This window comes from Deinococcus puniceus, from assembly GCF_001644565.1.
Classification (GTDB): Bacteria; Deinococcota; Deinococci; order Deinococcales; family Deinococcaceae; genus Deinococcus; species Deinococcus puniceus.
Map to the genome: position 1 here is coordinate 1,436,312 of NZ_CP011387.1, position 18,933 is coordinate 1,455,244.

Consider the following 18,933-nt stretch of genomic DNA (forward strand, 5'->3'; position numbering starts at 1 on the left):
ACCCTAGACCCTTAGACTTCCGCCCCTCAGATCGCCCCCGTCCCATCTGCCCGTGCCATCTGCCCGCGCCAACTCCGCCCCAATGGCCGCGTCCAACTGTGGGCGCACTGCCGCGTAAGGCTCGGCCACCGTCGCGCCTGCTGCGGGCACATGGCCGCCGCCGCCCAACGCCACCGCAATATTCTGGGCGCTGACTTTGCCGCGAGAACGCAGCGACAGTTTCACGCGCTCGCCAAAATCCTTGACCATCACAGCCAACTCGGCCCCTTCCGAGGCGCGGAGCATGCCCACGTAGGATTCCACATCTTCCCAACTGCCTCCGGCCCGCTCTAGCATGGCGTCGTCCACGCGGGCCAGCACCACGCGCCCGCCGTGCAAAAACTCCATCGTACCCAGTACCTCGCGCAGCAGCAGGTAGTAGGTGCGCGGATTTTGGGCCATTGAATCGTTGATCCAGCCCAAGCGTGCCCCGTGTGCCAGCAGGCGGGCCGCGCACTCGAAGGTTTCGGGCGTGACGCTGTTGAAGCGGAACGAACCGGTATCGGTATTCAGGCCCAGCATCAGCGGGGTGGCAATCGCTTCTGTCCACGTCACGCCCAGCGCGTCTACCACGTCGGCCACCATCATGGCAGCGGCGGGGCGGGCGGGGTCGACCAGCAGGGCGGTGGCCTGCCTGCGGTTGGTGCCGTGATGATCGATATTGATGACTGGCCCTTCAAATATGCTCAAGTCGGCCCCGGCGACCCGCGCAGGATCGTTGTTGTCCACGTCCAGCACCACCGCCAGCGCGTCTGCGGGCCAACTTTCCAGCGGGGCGCTCAGTTCGCCCGGCTCAGGCAAAAACGACAGGTAGCGCGGCACGTCCATCGGGGCAACCACCTCTTTGCCGAGGCTTCTCAGCGCACGCGCCAACCCCAGCACGCTGCCGAGGGCGTCGCCGTCCGGGCCTTCGTGGGCCAGAATGACCACTGGGCCGCTGTGTTCTCGTAGCAGACGCACAATCGCCGCGACTCCTTCTCTATAACTCGTGTCTCCATTCGCCGGATTGATCATCAGAAAAGTATACGGGTGTGGGGTGAGAGGGCGCACTTTGGGGGTGGCCCGCTCGAATGTTGGGCTGTACACGCTATCCTGATCGGTGTGCCCGCCCGCCTCAATCTGGCCGCGTTAACTGCCGAAGAACTTCAGGTTCTTTACGGCGTCAACGGTGCTCAGGCAGTGCTGCCCGATGTCAGCCGGGCGCGGCTGGAAGGCCGAACACTGGCGGGGCCGGAGATTCAGACCACCCTGACCTTCACGCCCCTGCCCGAGCGTGGGTGGGGAGCCTCGCCCGAGCAGACGCGCACGCTGGCTGCCGAAGACGCTGCCCTGCGCGGGCTGGGGGCACAGGAGCTGGGGGTGCATTACGCGCCGCTGATCAGTGGGGCGCGGCATCAGCGGGCTTACCTGCTGGAACCCGATACTGCGCTGGCCCTGCGCTGGAGTGAGACGCCCGACACCACGCACAGTCCGCACGGGCAGACGCCGCCGCCGTTCGTACAGGCCGTGACTTGGCTCAAAGACCGGGCCAGCGGCGTGGCCTGTGTCCTCACCACCGCCGCGCCGCAGCCGCCCACGCCGACCCTCAGCGAACAAATCGACCTGCACCGCTGGCCTGACCTGACTGCCGCCGCCCTGCTGGACGCACACCGGGCGCATGTGCTGAGGCATGGACGCGGCCAGAAGCTGACCCCCACCGAACACGCCGCCGAGGGCTGGGGCAAAGCGTGGCAAGCGGTGTACGCCCTGAACGTGGCCGCGTGGACACGCCGGGGCCTCCTGCTGGACATCGTGCCAGACGAACGGTAGAGGGTCTGGGCCGCTGCTGAGTCTGCCCCCTATCTGAACAGCCCGCCGCCCCTACCGCCCCGGCTGCGGCATAGTGCGGCCCATGACCAATCTCGCTGCTCCCCCCACCCGCCACGTCGCCTTCGATTGGGGCGGCGTCTTTACCATCGGTACCTTCGATGGCCGCTCCACACAGAACGTCTCTGACCGCAGCGGCGTCAGGGTAGAACGAGTCCGCGAAAGCTACTTCCGGTATGTGCGGCAGCTTGAAGTCGGCGCGTGGACACTGCCTCAGTTCTGGACGGTGATGCAAGAGGAAACGGGTGTGCAGATGCCGTATGCCGAGTTCGAGGCGCTGTATTTGGGCAGCATTCTGGACAACCTGCCCATGTACACCAGCCTCGCGGCCCTGTCTGCGGGCGTGCGCGTGGGCTTACTTAGCAACAACTACCCCGTCGTCAGCGATCATCTGCGCCGCGATCCCCGCTTCGCCCGCTTTGACGCCTTAGTGTTCAGCAACGAATTGGGCCAGAAGAAACCGCACGCCGATTCCTTCGCGGCACTGGAAAAAGCCATGCAGCACCCCGCTGGGGCCGTCGCTTTTGTAGACGACGTGCAAGAAAACATAGACGCCGCCAACGCTTACGGCTTTCACGGCATTCTGTACCATCACGAGCAGCACGCGAAGTTTGAAGCAGAACTGGCGGCGTGGTTGGGCGGCGAAAGCTAGAGCTTACCCTTGCGGATTCAACTTTAGTGCCATCCTTCGGGGCGGTTTTTTGGCTCTGACATGAGTAATACAGTTTCTCACGGGTTATGCCATTGATCTTTCCTTAGACCCTTAGACATCCCTGCTGGTGTACCTGCCGCACTGGTGTACCTCTGTGCGTCCCAAGTACACCACCCCCCAACCCAGTGTGCCCGCCGCACAATGCAGCTATTCAAGACCGGGCCGACGCGCCCCAGCACCAGCTCAGTTCCCACCTCTCCGGCAACGCAGAGGCAACCTTTTCACACCCCGATTCGCCCAAGGAGCCGCCATGACCCACGACGCACACAGCCCGCGCACCCACGCCGAAATTTTGGACAAGACTTGGAAGACTGAAGGCCGCTGGCAAGGCATCAAGCGCAATTTCAGCGCCGACGATGTGGTCAAGTTGCGCGGCAGCCTGCCCATCGAGTACACGCTCGCCAAGCACGGGGCGCAGAAGCTGTGGCGCTTGATGGCCGAAGAACCTTTCGTGAACGCACTGGGCGCACTGACCGGAAATCAGGCGATGCAGCAGGTGAAAGCGGGCCTGAAAGCCATCTACCTGAGCGGCTGGCAGGTGGCCGGAGACGCCAACAACGCGGGCCAGATGTACCCCGACCAGAGCCTCTACCCCGCCTCCAGCGTGCCCGACGTGGTCAAGCGCATCAACAACACCCTGCGCCGCGCCGACCAGATTCAGCACAGCGAGGGTAAGGACGACATCGACTACTTCGCGCCCATCGTGGCCGATGCTGAAGCCGGGTTTGGCGGCCCCCTGAACGCCTTCGAGTTGATGAAGGCCATGATCGAAGCGGGCGCGGCGGGCGTGCATTTTGAAGACCAATTGGCGAGCGAGAAGAAGTGCGGACACTTGGGCGGCAAAGTTCTGGTGCCCACCAGCCAGTTCATTCGCACCCTGAACGCCGCCCGCCTCGCCGCCGACGTGTCCGGCGTGCCCACCGTCCTGATCGCCCGCACCGACGCCGACGCCGCCAACCTGCTGACCAGCGACATCGACGACAACGACAAGCCCTTCCTGACAGGCGAACGCACCCCCGAAGGCTTTTTTCACGTGAAGCCCGGCATCGAGCAGGCCATCAGCCGCGCTCTGGCCTACGCCCCCTACGCCGACGTGATCTGGTGCGAAACCAGCGTGCCGAACTTAGAGGACGCCCGCAAGTTTGCCGAGGCCATCCACGCGCAGTTTCCCGGCAAGTTGCTGGCCTACAACTGCTCGCCCAGCTTCAACTGGAAGAAGAATCTAGACGACGAAACCATCGCCAAGTACCAAGTCGAGTTGGGCAAGATGGGCTACAAGTTCCAGTTCATCACGCTGGCGGGCTTCCACAGCCTCAACATGAGCATGTTCGATCTGGCCTACGGCTACGCCCGCAACCAGATGAGCGCCTTCGTGGAGTTGCAGGAGCGCGAATTCGCAGCGCAGGCACGCGGATTCACCGCCGTCAAGCATCAGCGTGAAGTGGGCACGGGTTACTTTGACCTGGTGGCAACGGCGGCAGGCGGCGGCCAGAGCAGCACCACCGCACTCGCAGGCAGCACCGAAGCCGAGCAATTCGGCAAATCGCACAAGGAACTGGCCGCCGCGCACGACTGAGCAGCAACGAAAGTAGGGGAGTGGGGGAGCCTTGAACGGGCTGCTCCACTCTCTTTGGTTGGATGCCCTCGGATGCATGGCGGGCTACCTTGCACCATGTTCGCCCTTCTTCTGGCAATGGCCCTCGCTTTTGCTGCCTCTGCTTCCTCTCCGCAAGCCACTGTCACTTTTCCCGGCATGGCCGCGCAGGTCGTCCGGGGGCAAGCCAACACTGCCCAGAACGCCGAATATCCTTGGACGCTCCGGCAAACCCTGTATGCACCAACTCAGCAGGCCGCCGCCGTGCGCTTTTGCTGGAATGCAGTGAAATATACGGGCTGTGAAACCAAGCTGGCATGGGCCGCACAGCCTGTGCTGACCCTGCCCAAAGGCGATGTGAGCCAACTGCTCTGGACTACGGACGGGAAATATCTGATCGGAGCCGGGGCCAATACGCTTCGGCTGTGGAATCTGGTGGGCGGCGTCAGAACGGCGGCGACTCCGGTGGTGGGGTCAGTGGTGCAGCGGCTTTGGCTGGCCCAGAGTCGTTCGGGCAAAGCTGATTTGTGCGTATCGGTGGGCCGTATGCTTCCTGTAAATGGTGTTTACCGCACCACCATGACGACTCTTCGCTACGCCCTGCCAACGCTCAAGGTGCTGACCGTGACAACACTGCCGCACATTCCAAGCCAGCAAAAAGCGAAAGAGGCGGAATGCCGCCCCCTTTCGTCGTCCGATTTGAATTAATCGCCTACTCCGTCCCCACTCCATGCCCGTCGTCCCTTTGCTCTAGCCGAAAGCCGTTGGGCAAAAAGTCGCGCACGAGGCCGCTGACGATGTCGCCGTGCGGGTTCACGCACACGATCCGGGCGTCGGGGCTAAATTCGTACAACACCTGACGGCAGGCTCCGCAGGGGCTGGCAGGCGGCGTGGCTTCCGAGTACACCACGATGTCGATAAAGTCGCGCCCGCCCGCCGTCGCCATCGCCTGAATCGAGCTTTGTTCGGCGCAGCGGCCTAAGCCGTAGCTCGCGTTTTCGACGTTTGCGCCCCGGTACACTTGCCCGTCTGCAGTTCTCAGGGCCGCGCCGACTCGGAATTTGCTGTAGGGCGCGTAGGCTTTGGCAAACGCGGCCTGTGCACCTGCCAAGAGTTCGGCGTCGGGCGTGATGCCGAGGCGGTCACTGGACAGGTCTGGGGTTCGGGCGGCCAAATTGACGTCACTCACGCACAGTCTCCTCAAGAGCTTCGGGCAGGGTTTCCTCGGTGGCCCGCTCTACACGCACACGTACCACGCGGCGTTGGTCGGCTTCTTCTACAGTAAAGGCCCAGCCCTCATGCACGAAGCTCTGGCCCACTTCCGGAATATCACCAAAGTGGTTGGTCATGAAGCCCGACAGGGTGTCGTATTCGCCCTCGCCGTCCTCCAAGTTGCTGCCCAGCCGTTCCTCGGCCTCGCCTACAGTCAGGCTGGCGTCCATCAGGTACACGCCCTCCGCGATGACTTCCACCATCGGCAGTTCGTCTTCGTCGGTCTCGTCGTAGATTTCGCCCACGATTTCTTCCAGCGCGTCTTCCAGCGTCACCAAGCCCGAGGTGCCGCCGAATTCGTTCACTACGATGCTCAGGTGACTTTTCTTGTCGCGCATCTTGGCCAGCAAATCCTTGATTTTCATGCCTTCGGGCACGAAATACACGGGGCGCATCACGTCGGCAATCACGGTGTCGTCCAGCGCGTCGAGGTGGCGCAGCATATCGCTGGTATGCACGATGCCCACGATGTTGTCGGCCATATCGTGAAAGACCGGAACCCGCGAATAGCCGTGTTCGGTGTTCAGTTCCAGCAGCCTCCGCAGCGGAGAAGCGCCGTCCACGGCCACCATGTCGTTGCGCGGCGTCATGATCTCGCGCACGGTGGTATCCGACAGGTCGAACACGTTGTACACGAGTTCCTTCTCGTCCTCTTCCAGTACGCCTTCCTGACTGGAGGCACTCACGATCATGCGAATTTCTTCTTCGCTGTGGGCGCTGTGGTGTCCGGTGACGCCGCGCAGGCCAAACAGCCGGACAACGGCGTTGCCCAGCGCGTTCAGGCCACGAATGGCCCACTTGAACACGAAGGTGAAGGCCAACAGGGGCCGCGTGACCATCAGGGCCACCTGTTCGCTGCGCTGCAACGCCCACGTCTTGGGGGCCAGCTCACCAAAAACGATATGCAGCACGGTGCTGACCGCAAACGCCAAGCCGAACGAAATGGCCGTAATTTGCCCTTCGGACAGCGAGCGGCCTTCCAGCAGCGGGCTGATCAGGTGTTCTATGGCGGGTTCGGCCACAAAACCGATGCTCAGCGACGCCATCGTGATGCCGAGTTGCGTGGCGGCGATATACAGGTCGAGGCTTTTGAGGGCCTTCTGGGTGGCGCGGGCCACCGTATTGCCTTCTTCTGCAAGCTGATCTATGCGGGTACGCCGGACGGCCACCAGCGAAAACTCTGCGGCCACAAAAAAGCCGTTGATCAGCACGAGTACGAACAGGGCCAACAGGCCAAGAATGTCATTCATGAATGGGCGCGCTCCATGCCGCGCCCCGGCGTTCCGCAAGGCACATGCTGCCCGCTGCTGTGGCTTGGGCCGGAATCGGCCTGCCAACCCGCAGCGTCGGACGCCGGAAAGGGTCTTCGGGTGACTGTCCTGTCACTTGGTCATACTTGATACTGCTGGGCCACAGCAAAAAACCCGCCCTGAGGCGGAGTTCACCGGGCGTGGATTCAGAGCCAGAACTCGGAGGCTCCATAGCAGACCGGACTATAGCACGCGCCCCGGCTGGTCAGAACCGCAGGATTGACAACGTCTTAAGGTTGAGATTATGGAGATGAATTTGCCGGGAGGCCCGACCTGTACTGTGTTTTCAGGGCTTTCCCCTTTGTTGGAAAAAGAGATCAAACAGCCACTCCGCCCCTCCGACAATCCAAACGCCACGGCCCATACGCAACCTAGAACAGTTGCCACAGCGCAGGCCCCAGCACCACTAGCCCCACCAGAGCAGCCCCGATACTGGCCACCAACACGGCGGCTGCGGCGGCATCTTTGGCTACTTTTGCCAGCGGGTGAACCTCTGGGCTGGCCAGATCCACCACCGCTTCCACCGCCGTATTCAGGAGTTCCAGCGACAGCACCAGCGCGCAACACAGCAAGATGGGGGGCAGCGGCACGCGCAACGCCAGCGCGAGAGCCAGAGCCACTGCCCCCGCCCAGACCTCGATTCTGAAATTGGCCTGCGAGCGGTACACCTGCCGCACCCCGGCCCATGCAAAGCCCGCCGAACGCCACCAGCGGCGCAGATTCAGGGCCGAGCCGTCTGAACGCATGCGCCCCGCCTAGATCCCGTCGGGGAGGGCTGCGCGGGCGGCGTCCCAAGCGCCGTGAAACACCGTCCACTCTGGCCCCGCCGCGCCTTCCTCGAAGCCCAGCCCATCGGCGTGTGGGTGGTCATGGCCCACCAGATGCGTCATGCCGTGACTGGCCAGCAGCGCCACTTCCCGTGTCAGCGAATGCCCCCGCGCCTCTGCCTGCCGCCCCGCCGTATCCAGACTGATGATGATGTCGCCCAAAATGGGGGGGACAAACGGATCGCCGGGTTCCCACGCGGGAAAACTCAGCACGTCGGTGGCCGCGTCCTCGCCCCAATGCTCCAGCTTCAGCGCCCGGATGGCCCGGTCACCCACCAGCACCACCGTCACTTCCCGCTCCTGCACCCCAAAATGCGCCATGACCGCTTCCAGCGAGGCCCGCAGCGCCGGACGCAGGCCCGCAGGCGGCTTTTTCTGAACGATCAGGTCGATCACATGGGGGAGCATAGCAAGGTTGGGGTGCGGCGAGCGTTCTCCGGGTGCGGTGGCTAGGAGTCTCAGGGTCTATGGTCTAGGGAAGGGCAGTTGCTCCTTTTGCAGATAGCCAGAAACGGCGTCGGGAGTGCATCCCCGACGCCGTTTCTGGCTTGTTGATGGCTCTAGTTCAGAGCCAGTTGCTCAGTCGTCTGCGCCTACCGGGTCGGTGTCCACTTCCGGGATGCTGGCAAACTCGCCCCGGCGTGCGGCCCGCTTGTCCTGCTCGGCATTTTCAGCGATTTCGTAGGCTTTGATGATCCGGCCCACCAACGGGTGACGCACCACGTCCACGTCTGTAAATTCGTGCCATTCGATGCCTTCGATGTTGCTCAGCACGCGTTTGGCGACGGCCAACCCGCTGGAAATATGGCGCGGCAAGTCGATCTGGGTTACGTCGCCCGTCACGACCACCTTGCTGCTGAAGCCCATGCGGGTCAGGAACATCTTCATCTGCTCGCCAGTGGTGTTCTGCGCTTCGTCGAGGATAACGAAAGCATCATTGAGCGTGCGCCCGCGCATAAACGCCAGCGGAGCAATTTCGATCACGCCGCTCGTCAGGTAGGATTCGAACTTGTCCTGATCCAGCATGTCCTGAAGCGCGTCGTACAGCGGGCGCAGATAGGGGTCAATTTTGGCCTGCAAGTCTCCGGGCAAGAAGCCCAGTTTTTCTCCGGCTTCTACGGCTGGGCGGGTCAGAATAATGCGCTTGACCCGCTTGTTGCGTAGGGCCTGCACCGCCATCGCCACCGCGAGGTAGGTTTTTCCGGTTCCGGCGGGGCCGATGCCGAAAGTAATGTCGCTCTTTTCGACCTTTTCCAGATACACCTTTTGCCCCGGCGTTTTGGGCCGGATACCGCGCGGCAGGCTCATGCCGTTCACCTGCGTTTCGGCGGCGAGGCTGCGCCCTTCTCCACTCAGGCGGGCCGAGCGCAGCAGGCTGTCGGGCGTCAGCTCACCGCCGCCGCGAATCACGTCCAGCGCGTCTTTGACCATGCGTTCGGCAGCCACCACGTCGGCTTCTTCTCCGGTAATGGTGATGGTCTCGCCGCGTGCGATCAGGCGGGCACGGGTCAGTTCGCGCATCCGGCGCAGGTTCACGTCGCCTGTGCCCAGCAGCGCAAACGCCTGACGCTGGTTGGTCAGCGTGATGGTGGCCGTCACCGGATTGCTGGTGGTCGGGGCCGTGGGTGTCCCGGTGTGTGCGCCGTTTGCAGCCGTTTCGGGCGTCTGAGACTCGGGCGTCTGTTCGGGCATCTGGTCTTGCTTCTTGTCTGTCAAGAGATTGGCTCCAAGCACGCCACACAGGCGCAGTCTCTCCCCGACTTGGCCGGGTGAGAGGAGAGGGGTGGGTTCGTCATTCGGATGCCCCATTGTCGGACGGGAAGGCAGAGGGGTGCGTGTCCCGCTGCACATTCTGCGGTGTTTCTGGGATGAGGGTCAGCAGATTCTCAAGGCAGAGGGCGCTGGAAGCTGAGGAAACAGCGGAAAGGATGGAAGAGCATGGCCGTAGCCTAAACCCGTGCGGCACGGGCCAGCCAGATGCAATTGGCCTAGCAGGGGCGCGGGGCTGGCTTAGGCCTTGAGCTTCCCACCCTGTTGTCTGACCATGTTGTCTGCCTGTGCGGCCTGACCCTGTTGTCTGATCTTTTTGAGGCGCGGGCCGGGATACACTTGGAAACGTGAGTTTCACTGGCGTCTATCCGGACGGGGCGCAGGCCGCTCTTCGCGCCTTTTTGTATGCAGACCCCGCCGCGCATTCCCTGTCTCCCGCCATGCACCGCGCCGCTTTTGCTTGGGCGGGCTTGGCAGGCAGTTACGAGGCGGTGCGTGTGCCGCCCGCCGACCTAGGCGCGGCCCTTGCCGAACTGAGGCAGGGGCGCATCTTGGGCGCAAATCTGAGCTTGCCCCATAAGGAAGCCGCCCTGCCGTATCTAGACAGCCTGACCGCAGCGGCGCGGGCTATCGGTGCAGTGAACACCATTATTTACCGGGAAGGCAAGCTGTTGGGCGACAACACGGACGCGCCCGGATTTCTTGCGGCTCTGGCGGATGTTGGCGTCTCTCCGGACGGAGCAGCGGTGGTGTTGGGTGCGGGCGGCGCGGCGCGGGCGGCGGTGTGGGCGCTGCGTTCTCCGCTCGGTTCTCAGGGGCGTCAAGTGTTTGTGGTCAACCGGACTCGTGCCAAAGCGGAACGCCTCACTGCCGATCTGGGCGGACTGGCTGCCGACTTGCCAGAGATTCGGTGGGCCGAAGTCGGCTTGATCGTCAACGCTTCCAGCGCTGGTCTGAGTGCCCCCGATCAGTCCCCACTCCCAGATTTCGATTTCTCCCCGTTGCCCAAGTCGGCCCTGATCTACGACATGGTCTACAAACCTGCGGACACCCGGCTGATGCGCGACGCCCGCGCCGCTGGACTGCGGGCCGAAAACGGGCTGGGAATGCTGGCCCATCAGGCTCGGCTGGCCTTCTTGGCGTGGACTGGGGTAGACGTTCCGGTGCGGGTGTTTCTGGACGCCCTGCACGCGGCGCAGGTGGTCAGTCCGTTGCCTAGCCCGGAGGCCGAGCATGTCTGAGCGCCCCGCACCGATGTCGGTCAAAGACACGCTGATAGACCAGCCGGATCACGGGCTGTTGGGCCGCACTTCGCGCATGATTCCGCTGGCGGTGCTGCTGCTGGTGCTGCTGCTGACGGTGGCGACGGCGGCCACCATCGCCCGTTTCGTGCGCGATCAGCAAGAAGCCCGCTTTGAGCGCGAGGCGACGGCCCACACCTTTGCCCTGAAAAACCGGATCGGCGATTACGAGAACCTGTTGCGGGCCACCCGCGCCTACTGGATGAGCAATCAGGACATGGTGTTGCCGTCGGTCTTCGACGACTTCGTGACCCGCCTTGACCTGACGCGCCGCTATCCGGGCGTGGCTGCTGTGGGGTTCGCCGCGTGGATTCCTGCCGCCGACACCGCCGAACTGGAAGCGGGCATCCGGGCCGGGGCCGGTTCCGAATACCGCATCAAGCCGCTGACCTCCAGTCAGGCCATGCGCGCGCCTGTGGTGACCCTGTCGCCCCTGAACAATGCTACGCAGAGTGCGTGGGGGTTCGACCTCTACAGCGACCCGGATCGCCGCGCCGCGCTGGATCTGGCCCGCCTGAACAACAGCGTGCAGGCCACCGGGCGCGTGAATTTGCAGCGCACCCCCGGTGGCCCGCCCGATCTCGGATTCCTGCTCATTTTGCCGGTATGGAATGGAATGCAGCCCACCGACGACGAGCAGGTTCAGGATGGAGGCGGCGGCACACGCACACTGGCGGGCTTCATCTATCTGGTGGCCCGCGCCGACGAGTTTCTGGCCCAGTTGGACGAGGGAGGCACGCCGAATGGCCTCAGCATCACGACCAGATTGGCCGGGCAACGGCTGGAAAAAGTGCCGCTGCCTGCCGCTCTGTCGTTCCGTTCCGATACCAAGCTGACCTTGGCAGGGCAGGCGTGGACGCTGAATTACGGCGCGCCCATAGGATTTGGGCGAGATCTGGCGGCCAATCTGCCCTTGCTGACGCTGCTGGCTGGGCTGTTGGTGGCCGGGCTGGCCTTCCGGCTGACCCATGTGCAGGTGCAGTCCCGCGAGAGTACCGAGCGAATCAACCGCCGCCTGACGCTGGTGCAGGCCCGTCAGGCGCGTGACCGGGCCGAGTTTGAGGCGATTTTTCAGGCCATGCAGGACGCCGCCGCCTTTACCGACGACACCGGGCGCGTGAGGCTGGTGAACCGCGCCCTGACCGAGCAATTCGGGGTGGACAGCGCGGCCCTGATCGGAGAACCGCTGGCCCGGTTGCATCTAGACCGCCGCTTGGAGGGGCGCACCACCTTTCAGGCCATCACCACGCCGTATCAGCGGGCCGATGGCAGCGTGTTCTCGGGCGAGGCCCAGCGCAGCGAAGTCGTCGACGGGCGCGGCGAGCAACTGGGCCTGCTGGAAGTGATCCGCGACGTGACAGACCGCGTGCAGGCCGAGCGGGCCGTACAGGCCGGAGAACGGCGCTACCGGGGCGTGCTGGACGCCATTCCGCACATTTTGTGGGCCAGCAGTCCGGCGGGCGACGTCACCTACGTGAACGCGCAACATCACGAGCGCCTGAGCGAAGGCAGCGTGCGGGAGGCGGTGCTGGCCGCCGATCTGTTGACCTACGACAACATGTGGCACAGCGCCTACGAAATCGGTGACCGCGCCCAGTGCGAGGTGCGCCTGCATGTGGGCGAGGCTTACCGCTGGTTCGTGGTGCGGGTGGCCCCGATTTTGGATGAGCGGGGCAGCGTGGCCGAGTGGGTGGCGAGCGCCACCGATATTCATGACCGCCTAGAGGCCGAGCGGCTGGCCCAGCGCAGCGAGGAGCGCTACCGGGGCGTGCTGGAGGGCATGCCGCAGATCGTGTGGCTCACCGATCCGGCAGGGTTGCCCACCTATTTCAATCGCCGCTGGGATGAATACGTGGGCGAAGAACGCGCCAGCACGGGCCTGCTGAACCTGCTGCACCCCGATGACCGGGGCGAATACCAGCAGCGCTGGGCGGCGGCAGTGAAGGCCACCCGTCCCTTCGAAGCCGAACACCGCCTGCTGGGAAAAGGCGGCTGGTACAGAACATTCGTGACGCGCGGCCTGCCTGTTCACGACGCGCAGGGTCAGGTCATCGAATGGGTGGGCACCAGCACCGATGTGGACGACAGCGTGTACGCCGAAACCGCCTCGCGCCTGATCGCCGACGTGTCCGAGCAACTGAGTGCCCGCGCTGAAGACCCGCTGGCCGCCCGCGCCGGGCACTATCACGCGGCGTTGGAACTGCTGACGGGACGGCTGGCCGAGAGTGCCGCCCTCTGGAGCGCCCCGCCCGAACTGGCCGTGTTGGCCGCCTCACGCACGGGCGCGGTGTGGCAGGCGGCCCATATGCAGGCGGCGGCAACGGCGGCGGTGCGGCGCGTGGCCGAGCTGGAAGAACCGCTGATTATTCCGTCTCATCCGCTGCTGCACGCCGTAAACGCCACCGGGGCGCTGCTGTTTCCGCTGATGGGCCGCGACGGCACCCTGCGCGGCGTGCTGGCCCTCACCTACCGACAGGCCCTGACTGACCGCGATCAGGAGTTGGCGCAGGAACTTGCCAAACGCTTTGCCACCGCCCTCGACAACGACGCCCTGCGTGTGCGGGCCATCAGTGCCCAGCAGGATTTGCAGGCCCTGAACCAGTCGCTGGAGGAACGGGTGCAGAGGCGCACGCTGGAACTTGAGGAAGCCAACCGCGAACTCGAAGCCTTCAGCTACTCGGTCAGCCACGACCTCAGAACCCCGCTGCGGCATATCGTGGGCTTTGGCGACCTGCTGAAAAAGGACGCCGGAGAGGGGCTGGGGCCAAAAAGCCAGCGCTATTTGGCCGTCATGACCGACGCCGCCAGCCGCATGAGCCGCCTGATCGACGACCTGCTGGAGTTTTCGCGCATGGGCCGTCAGGAACTGCGGAGCGGGCCAGTGCCGCTGGGGCCGCTGCTGGAGACGGTGTGGAATACGCTGGAACCAGACCGACAGGGCCGCGAGATTGTCCTGACCGTTGGCCCCATGCCCACCGTCCCCGGCGACGCCGCGCTGCTGACTCAGGTCTTCGTGAATCTGCTGTCCAACGCCATCAAGTACACCCGCAACCGGCCCGATGCCCGAATCGAGGTCAGTGCCGAGTGGCCGCTCCTTTCAAGCTCCGGAGCATCCGAGTCGGTGCACACGCAGTCTGGCCGGGTCAATCTGCAAAAAGCCGCCCAGAATCACGCCGTCATTACGGTTCAGGACAACGGTGTGGGATTTGATGGGCGGTATGCCGACAAATTGTTCGGGGTCTTTCAGCGCCTGCACCGCGCCGAAGAATTTGAAGGCACGGGCATCGGCCTCGCCAACGTGCGCCGCGTGGTCATGCGGCACGGCGGCAGCGTGCAGGCCCAGTCCGTGCCGGGGGAGGGGGCCACTTTCCGGGTAACCCTGCCCCTCCAGTCGCCGCAGACCTGAGGATTCCAGCCTAGGACTGCACCCTGAATTGTTCACACATAGTCCTGCACCCTGAGTTTTCCACATTGCCCGCCCGCTTCACCCTTTAAGCTGTATCCCCACCTATGCCCAGTCCGGAGACCCAATGACCCTGCCTATTCCCGCCCTCCGCGCCATGCCTGCTCGCGGCGACGTTCTGCACATCCTTCACCTGGAGGACAGCGAACTCGACCATGAACTCGTGGCGATGAACTTGGCCGACGACCTGCCGTGGACGGTGCGACTGGAGCGTGTGGAAGACGAGGCGTCATTTATTCACGCTCTGGAAACCGATCCGCCGCACTTGGTACTCAGCGACTTTGCCCTGCCCGGATACGACGGCCTGAGCGCCTTCCACGCCGTTCATGCCCGCGATCCGCTGCTGCCTTTCATTATCGTAACGGGCGCGATGGGCGAAGAAATCGCGGTGGATACCTTGCGGCAGGGTGTGACCGATTACATCCTGAAACAGCGGCTGGAACGCTTGGTGCCGAGTGTGCGCCGCGCCATTGCCGAGGTCGAGGCCCGCGATTCCCGCGCCCGCGCCGAGCAGGCCGTGCACGAACTGAACCAGTCGTTGCAGGCGAGGCTGCTGGAAGTAGAACGCCTGCGGAACACCGCCGAACGCCAAAGCCAGCGCTTAGAAGTGCAGGCGCGGCAACTGGAGGAGGCACTGAATCTTCAGAAGACGTTTTTGGCCGAAACCAGCCACGAACTCCGCACGCCCCTGACCGCCCTGCTAGGCTACCTACGCCGCGCCGAACGCGAGGCAGGCGGCAGCCAAGTGCTGCAAGATGCCCAGCGCGTGGCCGAAAATATGACCCGCCTCGTCAATGACCTGTTGCAATTGTCTCGCGGCGAACTGGTGCAGAACATAGAAATGCATTTTATGAATCTGGGCACACTGCTGCGGCAAGTGGGCCGAGACTTTAGTGTGAAAGCCGAAGTGCCTGACGTAGAAATCGTGGGTGATCCGGGCCGCCTGACGCAGGTGTTCGTGAATTTGGTCAGCAATGCCGTGCGCGTGTCGGGGTCAGCCGATCTGGTCAGCCTGAACATCGTGCCACGGGCCGGAGAAATAGAGATTCGCGTCGTCGACAAAGGCCCCGGCGTGCCCGACGCCATCAAGCCGCGCATTTTCGACAAGTTCTACCGGGGCAAAGAGGCAGGTTCGGCGGGGCTGGGCCTCACCATCGCGCAGCAAGTGGTCACGTCGCACGGCGGCACGATTGACGTGCTGGACACCCCCGGCGGCGGCGCAACCTTCCGCGTGCGCCTGCCCATGCCCGATGAAGACAATGGGGAAGACGACGGGTACGCCTAGAAAGACGTTGTGTAGGTGGTGAATGGGAAAGGCGTAGTGGCTGACTTTGCCCCATGTTCCGAAGGCGCTAGCCTAAGCCCATGAAGAAGACCCTGAACGTGACTTGGTTGGGCGAGCAACGCTACCTCGGCGTCAGCGAGAGCGGCCACCAACTGCTGATCGACAACAGCCCCACCAAAATCGGTGTGTCCCCAATGGAAGCCCTGCTGGGCGCACTTGCTACCTGCACTGCCTATGACGTGGTGGAAATTATGAAAAAGCGCCGCACGCCGTTAAGCAGCTACCGCATAGAAGTGGAAGGCGAGCGGGCCGACACCGATCCCAAACGCTACACCACCATCACCGTGCGCCATATCGCCAGCGGGGAAGGCGTGACCGAGGACGCGCTGAGCAAGGCCGCCCACCTGAGCCACGAAAAATACTGCTCGGTGGCGGCGAGTATCAGCAGTGAAATCGTGCTGGAAACTAAATTGGGGTAGGCGTTGGCGTGACAGGGCCGAAGAACGTCTAAGAGTCTAAGAAAAGAGCGAGTGCTTCAGCTTTTGCCCTTCCTTAGACCCTAGACCTATAAACTTCTTGCCCTCAGGCCGAACAATCAAAGCTGCCAATTATTCTTCCGCCGTCCCCTTTGCGGCAGTGGCGGCGGCCCGCTGCGCCCGGATTTTCATGACCTTGTGCATGTTGTCCAGTTCGCCCATGCAGGGCTGCTGAGGCCCAGTGGCGTGGTGGCGTTCGTCTAGGGTCAGGCACCAGCGGGCGGCGTACATTTTGGCGGTGGCGTTCAGGGCGGGGCCGGAGCCTTCGCCACCGTTTTGAAAGAACGCCACGACCATAAAATTAGGGTTGTCGATGGGGCCATAGCCCTCGTACCAAGCGTTGGTGTAGGCGTAGCCTTTACGGAAGCTCATTCCGTTTTCGGCAGTTCCGGTTTTGCCTGCGGTGCGTACCGGGAACCACTGCGGCCCCACCACATGCTGAGCCGTACCCCAAGGGGTCGTTCCGGCAGTGGTGATGTTCATGCCTTCCTTGACCAGCCGGAAGTCGGCCTGTTTGCCCGGCACCTGTTCGGGCAGTGGGCGCGGTACGGGCTTGCCTGCCACCGCTTTCACCAGCGTCAGCGGGCGGCGTTTGCCCTCGTTCACAATCGTACTCAGCACCGACGTGACCTGTGCGGGCGTGACCAACAGACTGTCTTGCCCGATGGCAAAGCTGAGCGACTGGCCGGGGTAATACACCAAGGGTTCTTCTCCGGCAGCCTTGCGGCGCAAGTTGGCGCTCTTGTAAGTGTCGGCAAAATTCAGCGGCGTGGGCAAATATCCGCTCTTTTCGCCCACCAGTTCCAGCCCGGTGGGCCGCCCGAAGCCCAACTCGTAGGCCCGCTTGCCCAGATAGTTGGCATAGGTGATGGGGTCGGCGTCTATAGAGGCTTGGTAGTACCACGTATTGCACGAATAGGCGATGGCCAGCCGCCCATCCACGTTGCCGAGGCTGCCGCTGCGGTACCAGTTGTAGCGCGGGCCGCCGAACCGCACGCTGGGCAGGCAATTGAAGGTCTTGTTGCCCCAGCGTTCTATATAGGCCAGCGTGCTGGCGGGCTTAAACACACTGCCTGCATCGAAGGTCTGTACCACCCGGTTTTGCATCACGGCGTCCAGGCTGCTCGAGAGCAGAGCCGCTGTTTTGGCCGCGTTGTCGGGGCTGGGCACACGGGAAAACCAATTGGGGTCGAAGGTGGGGCTGCTCGCCATTGCCAAAACCTCGTTGGTACGCGGGTCTATGGCAATAATTGCGCCGCGTGTCAGCGGTTCGGGGGGCTGAGCGTACTTCAGGCGGCCCGCGTTCACATCGGTCAAGCCTTCCCGAAGGGCCTGTTCGGCGGCGCGTTGCAGGCGGCTGTCTATCGTCAGGGTCACGTCTTGCCCTTTTTGGCCCGCATTCAGCACCCGGTCTGTTTGGGGCTTGCCGTTGGCCGTCACTTCGCGGCGGCGCAGGCCGTTTTTGCCCTGTAACGTCTGTTGCAGGCTGTACTCCAGTCCCGACACGCCCACGAGGTCGCCCACCGTATATTCGCCCTGCGCGACCTGCTCCTCATTGGCTTCCAGCACGTAGCCCAGCGCGTGTGCAGCGAACTTATTCTCAGGATAGATCCGCTCTACACGTTCGCGCAGTTCTAGGCTGGGAATCAGCACCGTGTATTCGTACAGGGCCGACAGCTTGTCCTGCGGGATGTTGCGGGCCAACACGGTTTCCGTTTCTTTGCTGCGGTCAGGTTCGCGGGGTTGGCCGCCGCTCAGCACGTCGGGCTGGATTCCCGCCAAATACACGATCTTGTCCCAAGCCGGAAACGCTTGTTCGGGGTCTTTGGGGTCGCGCCGCCCGGTATAGATTAGGTCTACCGCGAGGCGGTTGGTCGCCAGCAACACGCCGTCACGGGTACGAATTTCGCCGCGCAGGGCGGGAATCACTTCGTCGCGCTGAAAGTTGCTGTCGGCCTGCACGGCAAATTGGCTGTGCTGCGTGATCTGCAACTGGTACAGCCGGAACCCCAGCCCCGCCAGCGCCAGACTGAGGCCAAACGCCACCCACTGCACGGCGGGCGCACCGCTGACCTGCGCTTTGGTGCCCACGCGCCCGGCTCCAGCCCGCCCCCCTGTCCCCACCGCGCCCCCACCCGCCTTTTTGCGAATGCGGTTGCGGCGGTCTATCACGTCTCCGGCCCGCGCCCGACTCATGACAGGCCGTCCTCTGGGCCGGGACGCTCGCCCATTCCCCAAGTGACCAACCGATTCCAAAATGGGTAGATCAGCAGCGTGCTGAGCAGCGCCATCGGTACGGTTTGGCGCAGGGTCTCTACCGTGACCAGATCGGAGCGCAGCCAGTAGGTGAGGAACAAGAAAGCCGCCCACTGCCCTACCGTTGCCGCCAACACGGTAAAGAGCGCCTGAAAAATGCCCGAATCGCCCACGTAGCGCCGCACCAACAGCACCAGCAAGGCTCCGGCCCCCACGCCCGCCGCGTGCAGGCCCAGCGCTCCGCCGCCCAACACGTCTTGCACAAGGCCCACACCGTAGGCCGCCACCACCGCCTGCACCGGGGGCAAGCGCCACGCCAACGCCGCGCCAGTCAGCAAAAACAGGTCGGGAGCCGGAATCCGCAGAGGATCGAGCAACCGCGACAACACGCCCTGCACGATCAGCAGCAGCAAGATATAGACCACCACGCCTACCCAGCGTCCCGGCCCACGTGGAGCCAGCCCGGTATTTCTGCCGGAACGCCTTAACATGTGTAAAAAACCTGTGTGGTACGGAGGCAATCGGCAAAGGGATAGTGGGGGGCAGCGACACGAACACAGACACGAACACAGCCGAACACGGCAGACTTCACAGGCAGCTCAACCATAGACCTGCCCTATGGTAGTGCCCGCTACGGCTTCACACTGCGGTCTAGGTCGGCATTTCCCTACAGTTCCATGTCCAGTCCCAGCCACGTTGGCG

The 18,933-nt window shown here is 63.5% G+C and carries 16 protein-coding genes; 8 read left to right on the top strand and 8 right to left on the bottom strand.

The genetic code is table 11. The features are described from left to right. Positions 1-3: 3 nt before the first annotated feature. The gene (locus SU48_RS06550) at positions 4-1,053 is read right to left on the bottom strand and encodes a DHH family phosphoesterase (protein ID WP_064014552.1); all 1,050 of its coding nucleotides are present in this window, start codon (positions 1,051-1,053) and stop codon (positions 4-6) included. Between the two features lie 87 nt (positions 1,054-1,140). Here SU48_RS06550 and SU48_RS06555 point away from each other — a divergent pair, with 87 nt between their 5' ends. The 4 genes from SU48_RS06555 to SU48_RS06570 all read left to right on the top strand — a co-directional run bounded on the left by SU48_RS06555 (position 1,141) and on the right by SU48_RS06570 (position 4,919). After that, a complete protein-coding gene (locus SU48_RS06555; RefSeq protein ID WP_082869697.1) occupies positions 1,141-1,848 on the top strand; it encodes a hypothetical protein in 708 nt (235 codons plus the stop codon). A gap of 82 nt (positions 1,849-1,930) precedes the next feature. After that, entirely contained in the window at positions 1,931-2,557 is a 627-nt protein-coding gene (locus tag SU48_RS06560) for an HAD family hydrolase (protein WP_064014553.1), read from the top strand. A 310-nt stretch (positions 2,558-2,867) separates the two neighbouring features. Further along, positions 2,868-4,193, top strand: a complete 1,326-nt coding sequence (aceA, locus tag SU48_RS06565) for an isocitrate lyase (RefSeq protein ID WP_064014554.1) — start codon at positions 2,868-2,870, stop codon at positions 4,191-4,193. Between the two features lie 96 nt (positions 4,194-4,289). Beyond that, positions 4,290-4,919, top strand: a complete 630-nt coding sequence (locus SU48_RS06570; RefSeq protein ID WP_157451102.1) for a hypothetical protein — start codon at positions 4,290-4,292, stop codon at positions 4,917-4,919. 4 nt (positions 4,920-4,923) lie between these two features. Here the strand turns inward: SU48_RS06570 and cdd are convergent, their stop codons facing one another. The 5 genes from cdd to SU48_RS06595 form a co-directional block, all read right to left on the bottom strand. Next, positions 4,924-5,400 carry a cytidine deaminase gene (gene cdd, locus SU48_RS06575; RefSeq protein WP_064014556.1) on the bottom strand — a complete coding sequence of 159 codons (477 nt, stop codon included), beginning with the start codon at positions 5,398-5,400 and terminating at the stop codon, positions 4,924-4,926. After that, entirely contained in the window at positions 5,393-6,733 is a 1,341-nt protein-coding gene (locus tag SU48_RS06580; protein ID WP_064014557.1) for a hemolysin family protein, read from the bottom strand. Before SU48_RS06580 ends, cdd begins: the two co-directional genes overlap by 8 nt. A gap of 431 nt (positions 6,734-7,164) precedes the next feature. Continuing rightward, positions 7,165-7,539 (bottom strand): diacylglycerol kinase, encoded by a 375-nt coding sequence (locus tag SU48_RS06585; protein WP_064014558.1) that lies wholly within the window; start codon positions 7,537-7,539, stop codon positions 7,165-7,167. Between the two features lie 9 nt (positions 7,540-7,548). Beyond that, a complete protein-coding gene (ybeY, locus tag SU48_RS06590; protein WP_064014559.1) occupies positions 7,549-8,016 on the bottom strand; it encodes an rRNA maturation RNase YbeY in 468 nt (155 codons plus the stop codon). A 183-nt stretch (positions 8,017-8,199) separates the two neighbouring features. Then, positions 8,200-9,312: a PhoH family protein gene (locus tag SU48_RS06595; protein WP_064015893.1), complete on the bottom strand. Its 1,113-nt coding sequence runs from the start codon at positions 9,310-9,312 to the stop codon at positions 8,200-8,202. Positions 9,313-9,830: 518 nt separating this feature from the next. Between SU48_RS06595 and SU48_RS06600 the strand changes: the two genes are divergently transcribed. From SU48_RS06600 to SU48_RS06615, 4 genes are all read left to right on the top strand, one after another. Continuing rightward, positions 9,831-10,631, top strand: a complete 801-nt coding sequence (locus tag SU48_RS06600) for a shikimate dehydrogenase family protein (protein ID WP_064015894.1) — start codon at positions 9,831-9,833, stop codon at positions 10,629-10,631. Next, positions 10,624-14,097 carry a CHASE domain-containing protein gene (locus tag SU48_RS06605; RefSeq protein WP_231881704.1) on the top strand — a complete coding sequence of 1,158 codons (3,474 nt, stop codon included), beginning with the start codon at positions 10,624-10,626 and terminating at the stop codon, positions 14,095-14,097. The genes SU48_RS06600 and SU48_RS06605 overlap by 8 nt, the downstream gene beginning before the upstream one ends. Positions 14,098-14,221: 124 nt before the next feature. Beyond that, positions 14,222-15,439 (top strand): hybrid sensor histidine kinase/response regulator, encoded by a 1,218-nt coding sequence (locus tag SU48_RS06610; RefSeq protein WP_064014561.1) that lies wholly within the window; start codon positions 14,222-14,224, stop codon positions 15,437-15,439. A gap of 80 nt (positions 15,440-15,519) precedes the next feature. Next, a complete protein-coding gene (locus SU48_RS06615) occupies positions 15,520-15,918 on the top strand; it encodes an OsmC family protein (RefSeq protein WP_064014562.1) in 399 nt (132 codons plus the stop codon). Between the two features lie 129 nt (positions 15,919-16,047). Here SU48_RS06615 and SU48_RS06620 read toward each other — a convergent pair whose 3' ends face one another. After that, positions 16,048-18,171 (bottom strand): peptidoglycan D,D-transpeptidase FtsI family protein, encoded by a 2,124-nt coding sequence (locus SU48_RS06620; RefSeq protein ID WP_064014563.1) that lies wholly within the window; start codon positions 18,169-18,171, stop codon positions 16,048-16,050. Continuing rightward, the gene (gene mreD / locus SU48_RS06625; RefSeq protein ID WP_064014564.1) at positions 18,168-18,722 is read right to left on the bottom strand and encodes a rod shape-determining protein MreD; all 555 of its coding nucleotides are present in this window, start codon (positions 18,720-18,722) and stop codon (positions 18,168-18,170) included. Before mreD ends, SU48_RS06620 begins: the two co-directional genes overlap by 4 nt. Positions 18,723-18,933: the final 211 nt, after the last annotated feature.